This is a genomic window from Cyanobacterium aponinum PCC 10605 (genome assembly GCF_000317675.1).
GTDB lineage: Bacteria > Cyanobacteriota > Cyanobacteriia > Cyanobacteriales > Cyanobacteriaceae > PCC-10605.
Map to the genome: position 1 here is coordinate 2780180 of NC_019776.1, position 16562 is coordinate 2796741.

Below are 16562 nucleotides of genomic sequence, written 5' to 3' on the forward strand. Positions count from 1 at the left end.
CCATGACATTATTTTCTCAGTAACTCCTAATTAGATCCGTATTTGAGATAACGATCACTCAAAATATCGTTGATAATTAAGTCCCAGATAATTAAGCGGCAAGAGATTGTTTTTTTGACTGCTTAGATTTGAATAAACCTCCCAAACCTAAGGCTAAACCAGTACCAAGAATAGTTAAAGGTTCAGGCACAGCCTCAATATCAGAAACATGAACTACAAAATCATTATAATCACCATCTCCTAAATATGAGTCTTCCCAAGCGAAAATCCAATCACCGCCATCGAAAGTACCGGAAGAATTATTAGGAGGAAGAGTTAATGTTGTTTGATTATCTGCACCGCTAAACGCTGCCATGGCATCGAATCCATTAGGATTTGCAGCAGATTGAGAATATAAAACTTGTTGATTAACACCTCTTAAGTAAAAACCAAAATTAGTGCCAAAGCCATTAAAAGTACCATTCCCGATGGCATTATTATTTATGTCAAAAAGTCCGAGATTTCCACCGCTAAAGTTAAGGAATACTTTACTACCTTGAGTGGCTCCCCCACCAAAAATATCAACCATAGTTCCTCCAATGGAATTATAAATCCCCAATACATTGTTAGCGGCGTTACCAGCAAACTCGATAACAATACTAGAGGTAGCACTATTAGAAGAATTAGGTTTAAAAAACTCAGCATCCGATTGAACGGTAATAGCACCAGGACTACTTATGTTATCCAAAATAGTCTGTAAACTTTGTTCTCCCGCAGCAGGAGGTCCAATAGTAACGGCTTGAGCGGAGCCTGAAGAAAGAGCGATACTTGCAACTGTAGCAGTAACAGCTAAAGGCGTAAAAGATAAAGACAAAAATTTGTTCATGAGTATTTTCCTCTCTCTAATAAATTTTATACTTACGTATTTTCTTGGATACGATTAACTATAACAGTTTTTTTAAAAAAATCAACTAAGTATCAAAAAGTTCACAAAATCTTCACAAAAATTTTTATTTTTTGTTACATGTAATTACTTAAAGTTTTATAATTAAAGGGTTTACAAAATCTTTAAGAAATAAATGGTGACGTTTGCGAAAAAAAATTATAGACTAAAGTTTAAGATGTTATAGTTAAAACTGCGGCAAAACATTTAAGCATAAACACTGAGTAGCAAAAACTATATTGAGACTCAGGTTAAGTGTAAATACTGATTAATAATATTGTTTAGTCCTAATGAGAAGATCATGTTTTTTTCCGATAGCCAATTTTTTAATAATTCATTACCATCCCCTGATTTGATTTCTTGCCCTCAAGGAGTAAATACTACTATTCATGTATCTGCTTATAGCACTTTTAAAAGATATATTGATATTCTTGGTGGTTTCGTGGGCTTAGTGATTACTGCTTTGATATTTATTCCTATTGCGATCGCAATTAAGTGGGATAGTCAAGGACCGGTGTTATATAGTCAAATTCGTTGCGGTTTGAATGGTAAGCCTTTTCGCATCTGGAAATTTCGTTCCATGTATAGCGATGCAGATCAAAAAAAGCATTTAGTGGAAAATAAAGCCAAAGGTCATATATTCAAAAATGACCAAGATCCCAGAATTACGAGAGTAGGGGCATTTTTACGGAAAACTAGCCTTGATGAGTTTCCCCAGTTTTGGAATGTTTTGTTAGGAGATATGAGTCTGGTGGGAACTCGCCCCCCAACAATTTGTGAAGTTAGTCACTATAGTTCACGTCATTGGTTGAGATTGAGAGTCAAGCCCGGTATTACTGGAGAATGGCAAGTTAATGGACGCTCCTTGGTAGATGATTTTGAGCAAATAGTGTCTTTAGATTTACAGTATCAGAGAAAATGGTCTATTTGGTACGATTTAGCTTTGATTATCGCCACAGTAAAAGTGGTTTTATTGCGTAAAGGTGCTCACTAGAATCCGATTACTATATGATAGGAACAGTAACTAATACTGAATTAATCTAGTTATTTGTTTCTGGTAGTATGACCAACATTAATCGATCGCACTCCTTTAGTACACAAATTGTTAACTTTTTTAAACTGATTATCTTACTAATCATACTAACTGGAATCGGCAACGTTATTTTTCGGGAAAAAAAAGCGGAAATAAAAACCGCAGGACAACATTTAATTTCGAGTATATATGGGAGTCCTCCATTAGTGATGGAAGGGGGAGATCCTTACATTAGGGCGTTGATGCGTACTATTAGTTTTAGTGAATCTAATTATTTGAACCCCTACTATGTAATTTATAGTGGCGAATATGTGGACGATTTAAGCGAACATCCGAATATTTGCATGACCATTATTAATGGACCTAATAAGGGTAAATGTAGCACTGCCTCTGGACGTTATCAATTTTTAAATACCACCTGGGCGGAAAAAGCGGCAAAATATCATCCTCATCCTTCTAAGTTTCTGGTGTGGGAAGATTACAGTTTTGAGCCTGAGTATCAAGATAAAGTTCTCTACAACTGGTTAAAGGATACTACGGCATGGGAAAAAGATATAGCAGAGTTATTGAGAGAAGAAAAAATAGATGATGTGTTAAGAATGTTATCTCCCACTTGGACGAGTTTGGGTTATGGCATAGAAGATAATAATATGACGAAATTTTTGCCCAAAGTATATAAGAAGTTACTACAAGAAGAATTAACCCTCAGTCGGAAATAATTGCAATTGGAGTTTCGATAAAATCTATTCATAATGAGACCAGACAGAAAGAATTTTGATGGTTTTATTATTGTCATCAACACGATAAACTAGGCGATGCTTAATATTTATTCTCCTTGAATAGTAACCTTTTAAATTACCTGATAATTTTTCGTAAGGAGGCTCATAGGGATTTGATTTTAAGATGTTGAGTAATTCTTTGAGATTACCGTCTAATTTTGCTGATTTGAGTTTTTTCGCATCTTTTAGAGTATTTCGACTAAATTCAATCTTCCAAGTCATTTAAAACCCCCAAAAATTCCTCCTCTGATACCCATTCATTATCTTTTTCTGCTGTTTTTATGGATGAGACTAAGTTAGGAATAGATTGTAAATACAAGGTTTCTTGTAAACTGTCCCAGTCTTCTTTTGATAAGATTACGACATCCCCTTTTTTACTGCTGATAATCCGAGGATGATGATCTTGATTCACTTGTTCTATTAGACTGAATAAATTATTTCTTGCAGTACTTATATTAATTATTTTCATTACTATTTTTGTTTAACTTTTAAATTGTACATTTTATTGTACAACATTTTGGAAATTAAAAATTAACCTCAGCATAGGATTTGAAAATTTTTCAACCCTCATGATTGTTAATGATTCTTGTGGTGAAATGAATTGTAATTACCGAGAACATTTTAAAATATAGGAATAATCCTTTTAAGGCTATAACTTGAGTTAATAATGTTATGTGGGAAGAAGATTGGGAAAATGCGATTATTGATTTTGCTCATTGGCAGGGAGAAATAAATTATCATAAGGCACAGGAATCTTTACGGAATTTATTATTAAATCTGGATTTGAAAGAGGAAGAGAAGCAGGGATTAGAGACAGAAATTGCTCACTTGAATCAAATGTTACAAAAGTTAGAAGATTCAGTGATTCAAATTGCGGCTTTTGGCATGGTGGGAAAGGGAAAATCTAGTGTTTTGAATGCTTTAATTGGTCAAGACATTTTTATTACGGGACCACTTCATGGAGTGACAAGAGAAATTGATCAAACTAATTGGCGTTTAAGTAAGGAGAGTATTGGTAATGGAGAGCAAAATATTCAACGATTGATTAAGGGTTCAGAAAATGTCCAAATTCAGTTGATAGATACTCCGGGGATTGATGAAATTGATGGGGAAACGAGGGAAACGTTAGCCCATGATATTGCTTCTAGGGTAGATTTAATTTTGTTCGTGATTGCAGGAGATATTACGAGGGTAGAGTATCAGGCTTTATGCCAATTGCGAGAGGTGGGCAAACCAATGATTTTAGTATTTAATAAAATTGATCAATATCCTCAGTCCGATCGCATCGAAATTTATTCTACGATTAGGGATGTTAGGGTAAGGGAATTATTGTCACCGGATGAAATTGTCATGGTTTCGGCTTCTCCTTTAGAAACAGTGGCGGTAAAGGATAAAGAGGGAAAAGTGAAAATAATACGTCAACGGGGAAAGCCACAAATAGGGGATTTACAGTTAAAAATATTAGAAATTCTCCATCAAGAGGGTAAATCTCTGGTTGCTTTAAATACCATGTTATCCACTGGACAAATTAATGAGCGTTTAATTCAACAAAAACTTGTTTATCGAGATGCAGAGGCAGAAAAGATTATACAACAAACTATGATGACTAAAGCAGGTGCGATCGCTCTTAATCCTGTCACAGCTATAGATTTATTTACAGGGGCAATCATCGACGTGGTTATGATTTTAAGGTTATCACAACTTTATAATATCGCCATGACTCAACAAAGTGCGGTGAAATTGTTGCAAAAAATAGCCATCAGTTTAGGAGGAATTACCGCTAGTGATGTGTTAGTAACCTTTGGTTTAAGTTCCCTTAAAGGTATTTTAGGATTAACAACCCCTGTTTCTGGAGGTTTAACCGTTGTGCCTTATATGTCAGTTGCGATCGCACAAGGGGCATTTGCCGGAGTTTCCACTTATACAATTGGACAAATATGTAAAGTTTATTTAGCAAATGGGGCATCATGGGGAGAAAATGGACCTCACGCAGTAGTAGAAAACATAATTAATTCCCTTGACGAAACCTCGATTTTAAACCGCATCAAAGGGGAATTGAAAGCAAAATTGGGCAGAAGACTTATTAGATAACTAGATAACCTAAGTTCGGAGTTTTTAATTTTTGGCTCTCTTACTGTGAGTATATAAATTATTGGTTAGGAAAAGGTGTCAGGCGGCAGGTGGCAGGTGTCAGGTTAAATAATAAATATTAATTTATAACAATTAATTTTTTGTTATCGTTAATCTCTTAATTTACATAGCTTATAGCAATTATTTTTTGTTAATTTACCATAGCAACTGTAGAAGAGCCTAATTTTTAATTTTTAATTCTTAATTCTTAATTCTTAATTCTTAATTCTTAATTATCCATAACTAATTTTAGGAGATTTATATTCTGGGGGTTCAATATGAATTAAAATCCTGACGGGGGCGAATTTTTCTTCTAATTTTCTCTCTATTTCTTCTGTTATATCATGGGCAATTTTTACATCTTCAGTATCAACAATTAAGTGCATTTCAATAAAGATTTGTCTTCCTAATAAACCCCTTGATGCAATATCATGACAGTTAATTACTCCCGGTACTTCTGTTACTATTTTATGTATTAATTCAGGTGCGATCACAACTTGATCCACTAACCAAGGAAGATTGCTTGTTAAAACTTGCCAACCACTTTTTAAAACTAAAAAAGCTACAGGAAAAGCTAATAATATATCTAAATATTGTAGCTGAGGTAAATTTAATCTTTCACTTTGCCAAACACCTATTAAACCAAATAATACACTAATTGTTATCCACACATCACTCATGGTATGGGTAGCATCAGCAATTAAAATTTTACTGCCTATTTTATACCCCACTTTTCGCTCGTAAAAAGCAACAAAAATATTGATCCCCAAAACAATAATTAAAAGCCATAATTCACTACCACCAATTTTAACAGGATCACCACCAAAAATAATTCTATTTAAAGCACCAGTAATAATTTCAAAACAAGCAATCCCCAAAAAAGCGGCAATCCCCAAAGCACCAATCGCTTCAAATTTTTGATGTCCATAGGGATGATCTCTATCTGGTATGGGAGATGAAAGTTGATTTGTTACTAAGCCTAAAATATTGTTAGCACTATCAGTTACACTATGTAAAGCATCTGCTTGTAAACTTAATGAACCTGTTATTGTACCAACAACTGCTTTTAATAATAAAACAACTAAATTTAATATTAATGTAATGATTAGAACCTGCCGAACTTTTTTGCGATTATCTTGAACCATTTTTCATTTATTAATTGATGATAAAAAATAACAAACCAGCTATTATCCTCTATTTATTATAGTCTTAGCTCATGAGAAAAAAATTAAATTATGTAAAAAATATGTCAAAAAAAATAGGCTCATTACATAAATACTTTATAATCAAAACAAAGTTTATTGATAATAATTTTCATGATTTATCAGAATAACTATAAATTAGAACATATCACAGAACCAATTAACAAGGCAGAACCAGAAATAAAACTCATTGTTGAGCAAGTTCTACAACTAGAAAAAGATAAGCTATCTCAAAAAAATAGTCGTTATATAAATGAAGATATTTTAAATATTATTAGAAACAATATTCAATGAAAATTATCAGCTTACAACTAGCAAATTTTCGCCAATTCTATGGTAAAACTCCCATTATTAATTTTAGCTATGGTAAAAAAAATACCACAGTTATTCACGGTAATAACGGAGCGGGGAAAACAGCCATTCTTAATGCTTTTACTTGGGTTTTTTACGAAAAATTTACTGGGGCTTTTTCTGAACCTCAATCCTTAGTGAATAAAAAAGCAATTCAAGAAGTAGAAGAAGGAGCTTCTGTAGAGTGTTTTGTTGAGGTAATATTTGAACACGATTATAAAACTTATCAGTTAAAAAGAAAATGTTTTGGTAGTAGAAATAAACAAAATCAAATCCAAATAACAACTCCTCAATTATTCATGATGATTACAGGAGATGATGGTAGATGGCAACATCCTTTACAGCAACCAAAAGATATTATTGAAAAAATTTTACCTCAAAGTTTACACGGATATTTTTTCTTTGATGGCGAACATATTGATCATTTATTTAGAAGTCAAGAAAGACAAAAAATTGCTGAAGATACCAAAGAGTTAATTGGAGTAAAAGTGTTAGAAAGGGCGATAAATCATTTAAAAAATGCCAAAAAACATTTTCATGAAGAATTAGAATCCTTAGGAGATATACAGATAAAAAGCCTTTTGAAAGAAAGAGAAAAGCAGTGCAATTTAAAAGAAAAACTAAAAAATGATTTTGAATTACTTAAAGAAAGATTAGCTAAATTACAAGCAGAAAAAGATAATATTTCTCAACAAATGTTAGAAGTAAGTGGCATAGAAAACTTACAGCGATTAAAACAGAAATTGCTACAGCGAGAAAAAGAATTAAGAATAACTTTAGTTGATACTCAACAAAGCATCAAAAAAGAGATTAGCAGTAAAAGCTATTTAGTCTTTTTATCTAAGACTTTTACAGAATTTGAAGAAATAGTTAATCAGATGAGAGAAAAAGGAGAATTACCCATCGGAATTAAAAAAGAATTTATCGAGCAATTATTAAAACAAAATCGTTGCTTATGTGGTAATCAATTAATTCCTGATAGTTTTAGTTATCAAGAGGTAGAAAAATTATTACAAAAAACAGGTAGTAGCGAATTAGAAGAAATATTAATTCGCTTAGAAAGTAGTGTGAGTAATTTATTAGAATTGAGAGAAAATTTTTGGAATAATATCAATGAATATCAAGATATAATTAATAATTGTCGTTTGGATTTAAACCAAATTGAAAATGAATTAGATAATCTGAATGAGCAACTAAGAAAATATCCTGATAAAAATATTCAACAGATGCAAAAGCAACTGGATAATATAGAAAATCATATCCGTCAAGTAATTTTGAATCAGGGAGAAATTAACCTTCAATTAGATAACTTAGAGGAAGAGTTAAGTAAGTTAGAAAAACAGATTATTAAGCAAGAAATAAAAGCAGAAAAAGAGAATTTAATTAAACGAAGAATTGAAGCAACCCAAAAAGCGATTGATTGTATTTTAGAGGTTAAAAAAAGATTAGAAAATCAATTCCGTTTAACCCTAGAAAAAAGATTACAAGAAATTTTTGCCTCCATTTCTTTCACTCCATATCAACCTTTATTAAATGAAAACTACGAATTAAATTTAGTAGAAAATACTTTGGGTATTCCTTTACCCGTTGCCGCTTCTACTGGAGAAAATCAAATTTTGAGTCTTTCTTTTATTGGTGCAATTATTGATATGGTGAGAAAATGGTCGAAGGAAAGTCGTTTAGTTAATCTCAACTCAAGTAATTTTCCTATCGTTATGGATTCTCCTTTTGGCAGTTTAGATGAAGTATATCGTCGTCAGGTAGCCAAAATTATCCCTAAGTTAGCTAATCAATTGATTGTGTTAGTGACTAAAACTCAATGGCGTAATGAGGTTGAAACAGAGATGAATAGTTATATTAATAAACAGTATGTTTTGACTTATGTATCATCTAAGGATGATTGTCAAGAAGATGTAATTATTCTTAATAATCAAGAATATCCACTGGTGAAAAGAAGTGAAAATCAGTTTGAATATACCGAAATTGTTGAGGTTATTTGAGGGGGAAAGAGCAGGGGAGAGGGGGAAGATGGGAAAATAGTTAATTCCTCATTCCTCATTCTTGATTTTAAATTTTTAACTTAGTTCGATTCCTAATTCCTGATAGAATCTTCGTGATTACTTAGATGTTAGAAGCATAAAATGCGATCGCAACCACGCCGCCTAAAAGGATAATAGCTAAAGCACCCCAAATGATATAGTTACGCTTTTGGTTTTTATTAGGGGGTTCAGCCTGATACACTTTAGGCTCATTAGCAAAGTTGTTTAATCTGCCGCCGTCTTCTGTAGTATATGGCATAGTATATAATAACCTCATGTAAAATGACTTTAGTGTGATTATATTCAATCACATGCTTATTGTCTAATAAAAACGACCAGTTAAATCTTAAGTTTTGTCTAAGCTCGATATAAAATTGGCTCTCTTACTGCTCGTCGTGTAAATTATTGGTTAGGAAAAGGTGTCAGGTGGCAGGTGGCAGGTGGCAGGTTTGACGGTTAAATAATAAATGTTAATTTATAACAATTAATTTTTTTTATCGTTAATCTCTTGTAATTATTTTTTATTAGTTATTCTAATATAAGGTAATATTGCTTAAATCAGTAAATTACTAACGCAGATAATGAATTTATTTCATCTTTTTCTAATTGTAATTATTAATAATATTTAACTAATTTATCTTTCTAGAGTAGTAGAATAATTCGATATTGTGAAAACTTCTTTAAATAAAAAACTACCTCTGAAGTTAGTCTTAATTATCCCTTTCATTGTGCAAATTGTTGGTACTGTCACCCTAGTGGGGTATTTGTCTTATCGTACTGGGCGAAGTGCTGTGGAGAATTTAGCGAATCAATTGATGACTCAAACTTCTAATCGTGTTCGGGATCATCTTAATCATTATTTGCAAATTAAACAAGAAACCATTGCTGTTAATTTTGACATACTCCCACCGTTAAACCCTACGGGCTGTAACGGGGGATTCTGAACAGCCAGTTACCTGACCATTTATCCACTGAAACAACTCAAGTTGTCTAGGGTTGCTAGGCTCAACGACTAACGCCATTGATTTCTCCCGTTTTTTAGACGAATCTGTTAATTCAGATTTAGCCGTAACTTTCTGATTATCCACCAGTAGCTTGGATGGACTAATTCCAAGTATTTCAAGCCCTTTCATTCCGATGTTTACACTTGCCTGATTGTCAGCATCGGCAATGAATCCGCAATTAGTGCAAACAAACTTTTCTTTATTCCGACTAGCGGAGTCAATGTGACCACAATTCGAGCAAGTTTGTGATGTGAACTTAGGATTAACTTCTAAAACGATACAGCCAAACTTCTCAGCTACCGACTGTATTTTAAGTTTTAACTCCCCCCAAGAACAATCACGAATTAAACGGTTTAATGCTCGTTTAGCAGATTGATTATTCTTTAAGTATTTGCCGTTTTCATCTTGCTTTGGTTTACATCTTTTACTCATTCCCTGAATGTTTAAATCTTCCAGTACAATGACATCTGCTAACCTTGTTAAATGATGGGCAATATTCCATTGATAGTTAGTTCTTTGATTTACTATTTTTTGGTCAATCCTTGCTAATTTTTGATAGGCTTTTTTCTGATTTTTAGAACCTCTTTTTTTGCGACTAGCTCTGCGTTGTCTAATAGTTTTGGTTCGTTCTAATTGCTTTTCAAACTGAGGGTTGTTGATTTGTTCTCCATTGCTTAATGCTAATAGTTTTTTTATCCCCAAATCACAACCTATTAGTGATTTAACTTGGGCTAAATCTTTAGGTTGAGACTGTGGAATAGATTTATCCTCAATGGAAATAGAGACATACCAACCATCTGCTTTTTGTCTAACTGTGACAGAGCGTAAACTAAAACCTTCAGGAATTTGACGAGACTGAAAAAATCTCATCCAACCAATAGAAGGAAGATAGATTTTATTGCCTTTTAACTTTACTTGATTAGGCGGATAGTTAAAACTTTTAAACCGTTGTCTAGTTTTAAATTTTGGATACCCTCTCCCATCAAAAAAGTTCTTAAATGCTGTGTCTAATTTACGCAAATTTTGTTGTAAAACTGTTGAATGGATTTGTTTATACCAACTCCTAGTTTTCTTTAAATTAGGCAATTCTGACGACTGCATTTCGTAGGCACTCCGTTTTTTATCTCCCTTAAAAGGTTCTCCTAATTGAGAGTTTTTAGACACTGAACAAGTTAGAGGGCAACATTCAGCTTTTGTCCTTAAATCACAGTAATTCCCTAGCTTAGGTTGCTTTACTTGCTCGTAGCTTTCAATTCTATCTCGGAGGCAATAGTTGTAATAAGAACGAAGCATATCAAGCCAATTCGCCATCATTCTTTGTTGATAGTGACTTGGTTTCAATTTGTACTTGTACGCTTTATTCATTTTTTTGTTAAACTAAATACAGTGTATCATATTATTATACACAATGGCGAAAGTTCAATTAAGTGTAAGAGTTGAAGAATCTGAAATGAAGTTGCTTATTAAGTATTCCAAAAAGTTAGGAAGAACAAAAACGGATGTAGTGAGAGAATTTATCCGTTCCCTAAAAAGTATTGAAAATTAAGGACTCACTGACGTTCGGTTTGTTTGTTGGTGCAAATTCATGAGGGGCTGTGTGCGGAATTTATTTCCGCACCTTGTAAGCAGGGTTTTTTCAAAGTCAGGGCGAAATTATCTTGCCCTCACCCCCAACCCCTCTCCCACAGTAGAGGGGAGCGTTTTTTCTTAATAATTGATTAATTAATACTTAAAAACTTCTGTATCTGTTACTATTTGTTAGTTTCAAAAATTGACATTTTTGAGAATGAAAAAACCCTACCTTGTAAGCCCCATCTCACCGCTAAAAGACACGTCCGCCGTTACCTTCGGTAACTCTACTCGGACTCGCTTTCTAGTGGGAGTCTTCTTTGCACATTGAGATAATAAACTGCCATAATTTACCGATAAACTTGAATAAATTTCTCTAAATTCTCAATTCCTCATGTTAACTAATGAAATTGTCACTGAAGCAAAAAAACTTATAGAAAAAGATTCGATCGCACTTTTTGAGCAAATCCAGTTTACAAAAATTAACACTCCCTTAAGTTCAAAGGAAATCGCCACAAGTTATATAAAAAAGGGAGAAGGAAAAACACCAGTATTATTATTACACGGTTTTGATAGTTCTGTGTTTGAATATCGCCGTTTACTGCCATTTTTAAAGAAAGAATACGAGGTTTGGGCTTTAGACTTGCTAGGATTCGGTTTTACCCAAAGACAAGCTAATTTAAACTATTCTCCTCATAGTATTAGAACTCATCTCTATCATTTTTGGTCAACCATGATTAACAAACCCATGATTTTAGTGGGTGCATCTATGGGAGGGGCAAGTGCCATTGACTTTTGCTTAAGTTATCCCCAAGCAGTGGAAAAATTAGTGTTGTTAGATAGCGGTGGTTTGACTAAGCAACCGATAATCGGGAAGTTTTTATTTCCCCCTTTAGGTTATTTAGCTACGGAATTTTTACGGAATTTGAAAGTAAGACAGAGTATCAGTAAAACGGCTTATTTTAATCCAGAGTTTGCCAGTGAAGACGCCCTAAGATGTGCGGCGTTACATCTACAATGTGAGAATTGGAGCAAAGCGTTAATTTCTTTTACCAAGAGTGGCGGTTATGGTTCATTTGCAGAAGAATTAGGACAAATTAGAGCAGAAACCCTGATTTTATGGGGAAAAAATGACAAAATCTTAGGCATAAAACCCGCTAGTCAATTCCAAGAGTTAATCCCTCAAAGTAAGTTAGTTTGGATTGATAATTGCGGTCATGTGCCGCATTTAGAAAAATCAGAAATTACAGCTCATCATATTCTCGATTTTGTCAATAGCTGATACACTATAGAGAAATTAAACATTTTGTTACAATTAACACAACAAAAGTTAATCTATTAATAATTATTATGAGTGATAAAAAAGTCGTTATTTCTCCTTCCATTTTATCTGCGGATTTCAGTCGTTTAGGAGAAGAAATCAAAGCCGTTGACGAAGCCGGTGCAGATTGGATTCATGTGGATGTAATGGATGGTCGTTTTGTACCTAATATTACCATTGGTCCTTTAATTGTAGAGGCGATTCGCCCTTACACCAAAAAGCCTTTAGATGTGCATTTAATGATTGTTGAACCTGAGAAGTATGTAGAAGACTTCGCCAAGGCAGGTGCTGACATTATTTCTGTTCACGCTGAACACAATGCTTCCCCCCATTTACACCGCACTCTCTGTCAAATCCGTGAGTTAGGCAAACAATCTGGGGTAGTTTTAAATCCTTCTACTCCTTTAGAGTTAATCGAGTATGTAATTGACGTTTGCGATTTAGTCTTAATCATGAGCGTTAACCCCGGCTTTGGCGGACAAAGTTTCATTCCCTCTGTTGTGCCTAAAATCAAGGCTTTACGCCAAATGTGCGATGAGAAAGGTTTAGATCCTTGGATTGAGGTTGATGGTGGTTTAAAACCTAACAATACTTGGCAAGTTTTAGAAGCTGGTGCTAATGCTATTGTAGCTGGTTCTGCTGTCTTTAAAGCTCCTAGTTATGCAGATGCGATCGAAGGTATCCGTAACAGCAAACGCCCTGAACCTGAATTGGCTACTGCTTAATAAGTATCTATCGCAATTCTATGTTTTTTCTAATAATTGATTTTTCATCAACGATTTAGGAACATTATAGATAAATACAAAATAGTAATTTAATATGGGGGTTAAAGCCCCCTTTTTTTGTAATTAACGAAGGTTTGCTCAACAATTCTAAGCCCTTTGAAAATCAGACTTTTTAACACATTAGAAGACTAAAAAAACCTTTATGAGTCAATTTTATTCTACTAAAACCACATATAATCGCCTATTTTATAATTTGTTAATTTTTATGGTTGTTACACCTTTTTTACAATATTTTGATAGGTTTAATATTTGGTTTCCTATTATCTTTTTTTCTACCATTATTTTAGCAATTAATACCCTTGGTTTTTCGAAAAAGTTTATTTATATTTTTCGTGGAATAGCTATTTTTGCCTATCTAAGTTCTATCATTAGTCACCTTCAAATGCTTAATCATATAGATACTATTGAAATTTTCTCAGATGTATTAAGTGCTTTATTTATGATTTTATCTATCGTTGCAATTGCTCTTCGGATTCTTTCGGAAACAGAAATCAATGGAGATGTAATTAAAGGGGCAATTTGCATATATTTAATGATTGGCATTCTTTGGGGTATTTTTTATAAAATTCTGGTTAATATAAATGCTAACTCTTTTGAATTAAGTATATTTATAGATGCAAGTCCACAATATCAATTATTTTATTTTAGTTTTACCACCCTCACAACCTTGGGATATGGAGATATAAGTCCTCTTAATAGCGTGGGAATGATGTTATCTAACATAGAGGCTTTACTAGGACAACTTTTTCCTGCTATTTTCATTTCTAAATTAGTTAGTTTAAGTTTAAATAAATAGAGAAAAGGAAGGATTAAAAATTAACTCTATCACTTTGAGTATGTAAATTATTGGTTAGGGTAGGCAAGAGGCAATAGGCGGTTATTAAATAATAATTTATAAACTTTTAGTTTTTATTTTACTACTAAACACTATTTAATCAAGCTTATAGAAGTCCTGTTTCTCTTAATTTATCATAATCACACTCTGAAAAACCTAAAAATTTAAACTTAAGAATTAAGAACTAACAATCAGTGGGAAATATTTTTCATCATTCCATTGCTTGGTTTATTCCTATTCATTTCTACATATTTACCATTATCTTTTATTTCTTTACTAATTATAATTAAAATTTAACCAATTCTTAATATTAATTATTTAGATATAAGCAGTAGATTCGCATTTATTGATAGTAATATAAAATAAAAATAATTTAAAGAAATTCAGTTAAGGGTTAAGATAATATATGAAATTTAAACGTAGGGATTTTTTAACATTTTTGGGAGTTAGTGTTGCTTCTACCGCCTGTAGTTCTGTTTTTAAAAATTATTCTCATGCCCAAGGAAATACTGAGCAGGAAATTTTTAAATTTGCTAATTTTAAACCTGTTCAATATCCTATTCCTTTGGAAATAAATAACCTTAATTCACAAGAACAAAAACAGTTATTTAATTCTTATCAAGTACAAGACGATTTAATTCTACCCGAAGGATTTAGCTATGATGTGATTGCTTCTTGGGGAGATAAAGTGGGTGACTCCCGTTTTGGTTATAACAATGACTATGTTGCTTTTGTGGAAACTAATCCCAATGAGGGTTATTTAGTGGTCAATTTTGAATATGTCAGTCCCACTCCTTGGCTACAAGGTTATGAGCAGGTGCTTCAAAAATCATTGCCTCAAGAGGTTTTATCAGCTTTACACTCAGCAAGGGAAAATCGACAAGGATTAAATATTTTTGCTTTGCCTGATGATAATTCTGCTAAGATTCTCTTTCAAGAGTTTTTTGGGGAGTTGTTAACAGATCAAGGTTTGGGGGTTATTTCCATTCGTCGCAATGGTGATGGTAAGTGGGAGCGGACTTACTCTGAGCAAGATCGTCGTATTACAGGTATATCAGGATGGAGAGATAATCGATATTTACAGGTAACTGGACCTGCTAAAAGTGTTTTTCTGAAAAAGAAGGGTTTGGGTTATACTGACGATAAAGGAGAGCTAATCATTGGAACTTTTGCTAATTGTGCGGGGGGTGTTTCGCCTTGGGGTACAGTATTTAGTGCTGAAGAAAATTTCCAAACACAAGTACCAGAAGTTGTAATGGCAGATGGCACATCTTTTTCTCCAGAGTCTTTACCCATCAATGGTTTTAGTGGACAGGGTAATCCCTTTGGTTTGGCGGGTAATAAGTATGGTTGGATGGTAGAAGTTGATCCTGCTAATAAAAATGACTATGGTACAAAACATACATGGTTAGGGCGTTTTCGTCATGAAGCTGTTGCCATTCGAGCTGAAGCGAATCAACCTTTAGCGGTTTACTCAGGATGCGATCGCACTGGTGGACATTTGTATAAGTTTATCTCCACAGGCACAGTTGTTGACCCCCAAGATAAGGGCAACTCGAAATTATTACAAGAGGGAATGTTATACGTAGCCAAAATGAATCCCGATGGTAGTGGCGAATGGATACCCTTAAAAGCCGACACTGCCATTAATCCCACTGCCTTAAGCAATTTGCGAGGGGAATTACTAACCATTCCCAATCCAGATAGAGAAAAAGGAGGTATTGTCACCGTTACTAAACAAGAAGAATTAGACCAATTTCAAGAAAAATATTCAACCCTCGGAGACTTATACATAGGAGACACCGCCGAAGAAATTCAAGGAGCGATTTTAATTGATGCTCATTTTGCTGGTAATGTCATTGGAGGTACTTGTACTGCTCGTCCTGAAGATGTGGCTTTACATCCTGTGGATCAATCTTTAGTGATTGCCTTTACCTCTGGAGCGGCAGGAAATGATGGTAGTCCAGATAAACGAGTTTTTAGCGATAAACAAGGAAATATATATGAGTATGGCTGTTTAATCCGCCTTAGAGAAAATGAAAATGACCCCTCAGCCCTTAATTTTACATGGGATGCGATCGCAGTTGGTGGTGAACCAGCATCAGGAGGTTTAGGCTTTGCGAATCCAGATAACCTTGAGTTTGACAAACAGGGAAATCTTTGGATGGTGACAGATATGCCGACAGGATTACACAATCAACCAGTGCGTCAGGGGGATAATCCTTATATTACGGGAGCATTAGGAAATAATAGTATTTGGTATATACCCTTATCAGGAGAAAATGCAGGAAAAGCCTATCCATTTGGTATTGCACCGATGGAAACGGAAACTTGTGGTTTATGCTTCAACCAAGAACAAAATACTCTCTTTTTGGCGATTCAACATCCGGGAGAGAAAAATGGAACTAGAAGTAATATGGCAGAAGAAACCAGAGAAATAAGTATCCTTACCACTGATGGCGAAGAATTTATCCAAACTAGAACTATTCCCAAAGGTTCAAACTGGCCTAGTTTAGATAAAAATGCTTTTCCTAAGCCTTCTTTAGTAGCGGTTTATTAAAACAGTTTCGGGAGATGAGAAGGTAGGGGCGA

16 protein-coding genes are annotated in these 16562 nt (G+C 33.8%); 10 read left to right on the forward strand and 6 right to left on the reverse strand.

From position 1 onward, the window contains the following. Window positions 1-91: 91 nt before the first annotated feature. Entirely contained in the window at window positions 92-865 is a 774-nt protein-coding gene (locus CYAN10605_RS11615; RefSeq protein ID WP_015220138.1) for a DUF4114 domain-containing protein, read from the reverse strand. Between the two features lie 358 nt (window positions 866-1223). Here CYAN10605_RS11615 and CYAN10605_RS11620 point away from each other — a divergent pair, with 358 nt between their 5' ends. Both CYAN10605_RS11620 and CYAN10605_RS11625 read left to right on the forward strand, forming a co-directional pair. Further along, window positions 1224-1916 carry a sugar transferase gene (locus CYAN10605_RS11620; protein WP_015220139.1) on the forward strand — a complete coding sequence of 231 codons (693 nt, stop codon included), beginning with the start codon at window positions 1224-1226 and terminating at the stop codon, window positions 1914-1916. A gap of 68 nt (window positions 1917-1984) precedes the next feature. Then, window positions 1985-2674 (forward strand): glycoside hydrolase family 24 protein, encoded by a 690-nt coding sequence (locus CYAN10605_RS11625; RefSeq protein WP_015220140.1) that lies wholly within the window; start codon window positions 1985-1987, stop codon window positions 2672-2674. 24 nt (window positions 2675-2698) lie between these two features. Here CYAN10605_RS11625 and CYAN10605_RS11630 read toward each other — a convergent pair whose 3' ends face one another. Beyond that, on the reverse strand, window positions 2699-2956 hold the full coding sequence (locus CYAN10605_RS11630; protein ID WP_015220141.1) for a Txe/YoeB family addiction module toxin: 258 nt from the start codon (window positions 2954-2956) through the stop codon (window positions 2699-2701). Beyond that, on the reverse strand, window positions 2940-3203 hold the full coding sequence (locus CYAN10605_RS11635) for a type II toxin-antitoxin system Phd/YefM family antitoxin (RefSeq protein WP_015220142.1): 264 nt from the start codon (window positions 3201-3203) through the stop codon (window positions 2940-2942). The genes CYAN10605_RS11630 and CYAN10605_RS11635 overlap by 17 nt, the downstream gene beginning before the upstream one ends. Window positions 3204-3406: 203 nt before the next feature. Here CYAN10605_RS11635 and CYAN10605_RS11640 point away from each other — a divergent pair, with 203 nt between their 5' ends. Then, complete coding sequence (locus CYAN10605_RS11640; RefSeq protein ID WP_015220143.1) at window positions 3407-4825, forward strand: GTP-binding protein; 1419 nt, start codon at window positions 3407-3409, stop codon at window positions 4823-4825. 272 nt (window positions 4826-5097) lie between these two features. Here CYAN10605_RS11640 and cdf31 read toward each other — a convergent pair whose 3' ends face one another. Further along, window positions 5098-6009 (reverse strand): CDF family zinc efflux transporter Cdf31, encoded by a 912-nt coding sequence (cdf31, locus tag CYAN10605_RS11645; protein ID WP_015220144.1) that lies wholly within the window; start codon window positions 6007-6009, stop codon window positions 5098-5100. Between the two features lie 171 nt (window positions 6010-6180). On the opposite strand from cdf31, the gene CYAN10605_RS11650 reads away from it, so the two are divergent. Both CYAN10605_RS11650 and CYAN10605_RS11655 read left to right on the forward strand, forming a co-directional pair. Then, window positions 6181-6360, forward strand: coding sequence for a hypothetical protein (locus tag CYAN10605_RS11650; RefSeq protein ID WP_015220145.1), 180 nt, complete (start codon window positions 6181-6183; stop codon window positions 6358-6360). After that, entirely contained in the window at window positions 6357-8417 is a 2061-nt protein-coding gene (locus tag CYAN10605_RS11655; protein ID WP_015220146.1) for an AAA family ATPase, read from the forward strand. The genes CYAN10605_RS11650 and CYAN10605_RS11655 overlap by 4 nt, the downstream gene beginning before the upstream one ends. A 121-nt stretch (window positions 8418-8538) precedes the next feature. Here CYAN10605_RS11655 and psb34 read toward each other — a convergent pair whose 3' ends face one another. Beyond that, the gene (gene psb34 / locus CYAN10605_RS18615; RefSeq protein ID WP_150108952.1) at window positions 8539-8715 is read right to left on the reverse strand and encodes a photosystem II assembly protein Psb34; all 177 of its coding nucleotides are present in this window, start codon (window positions 8713-8715) and stop codon (window positions 8539-8541) included. A 409-nt stretch (window positions 8716-9124) separates the two neighbouring features. Here psb34 and CYAN10605_RS11660 point away from each other — a divergent pair, with 409 nt between their 5' ends. Further along, entirely contained in the window at window positions 9125-9400 is a 276-nt protein-coding gene (locus CYAN10605_RS11660; RefSeq protein WP_015220148.1) for a hypothetical protein, read from the forward strand. Here the strand turns inward: CYAN10605_RS11660 and CYAN10605_RS11665 are convergent. After that, entirely contained in the window at window positions 9368-10825 is a 1458-nt protein-coding gene (locus tag CYAN10605_RS11665; RefSeq protein WP_015220149.1) for an RNA-guided endonuclease InsQ/TnpB family protein, read from the reverse strand. The two genes, CYAN10605_RS11660 and CYAN10605_RS11665, sit on opposite strands and share 33 nt — an antisense overlap. Window positions 10826-11423: 598 nt before the next feature. Between CYAN10605_RS11665 and CYAN10605_RS11675 the strand changes: the two genes are divergently transcribed. From CYAN10605_RS11675 to CYAN10605_RS11690, 4 genes are all read left to right on the forward strand, one after another. After that, a complete protein-coding gene (locus CYAN10605_RS11675) occupies window positions 11424-12311 on the forward strand; it encodes an alpha/beta fold hydrolase (protein WP_015220151.1) in 888 nt (295 codons plus the stop codon). A 68-nt stretch (window positions 12312-12379) separates the two neighbouring features. After that, window positions 12380-13075 (forward strand): ribulose-phosphate 3-epimerase, encoded by a 696-nt coding sequence (gene rpe / locus CYAN10605_RS11680; RefSeq protein WP_015220152.1) that lies wholly within the window; start codon window positions 12380-12382, stop codon window positions 13073-13075. Window positions 13076-13277: 202 nt separating this feature from the next. Beyond that, the gene (locus CYAN10605_RS11685; RefSeq protein ID WP_015220153.1) at window positions 13278-13931 is read left to right on the forward strand and encodes a potassium channel family protein; all 654 of its coding nucleotides are present in this window, start codon (window positions 13278-13280) and stop codon (window positions 13929-13931) included. 445 nt (window positions 13932-14376) lie between these two features. Next, window positions 14377-16530, forward strand: a complete 2154-nt coding sequence (locus CYAN10605_RS11690) for a PhoX family protein (RefSeq protein ID WP_015220154.1) — start codon at window positions 14377-14379, stop codon at window positions 16528-16530. Window positions 16531-16562: the final 32 nt, after the last annotated feature.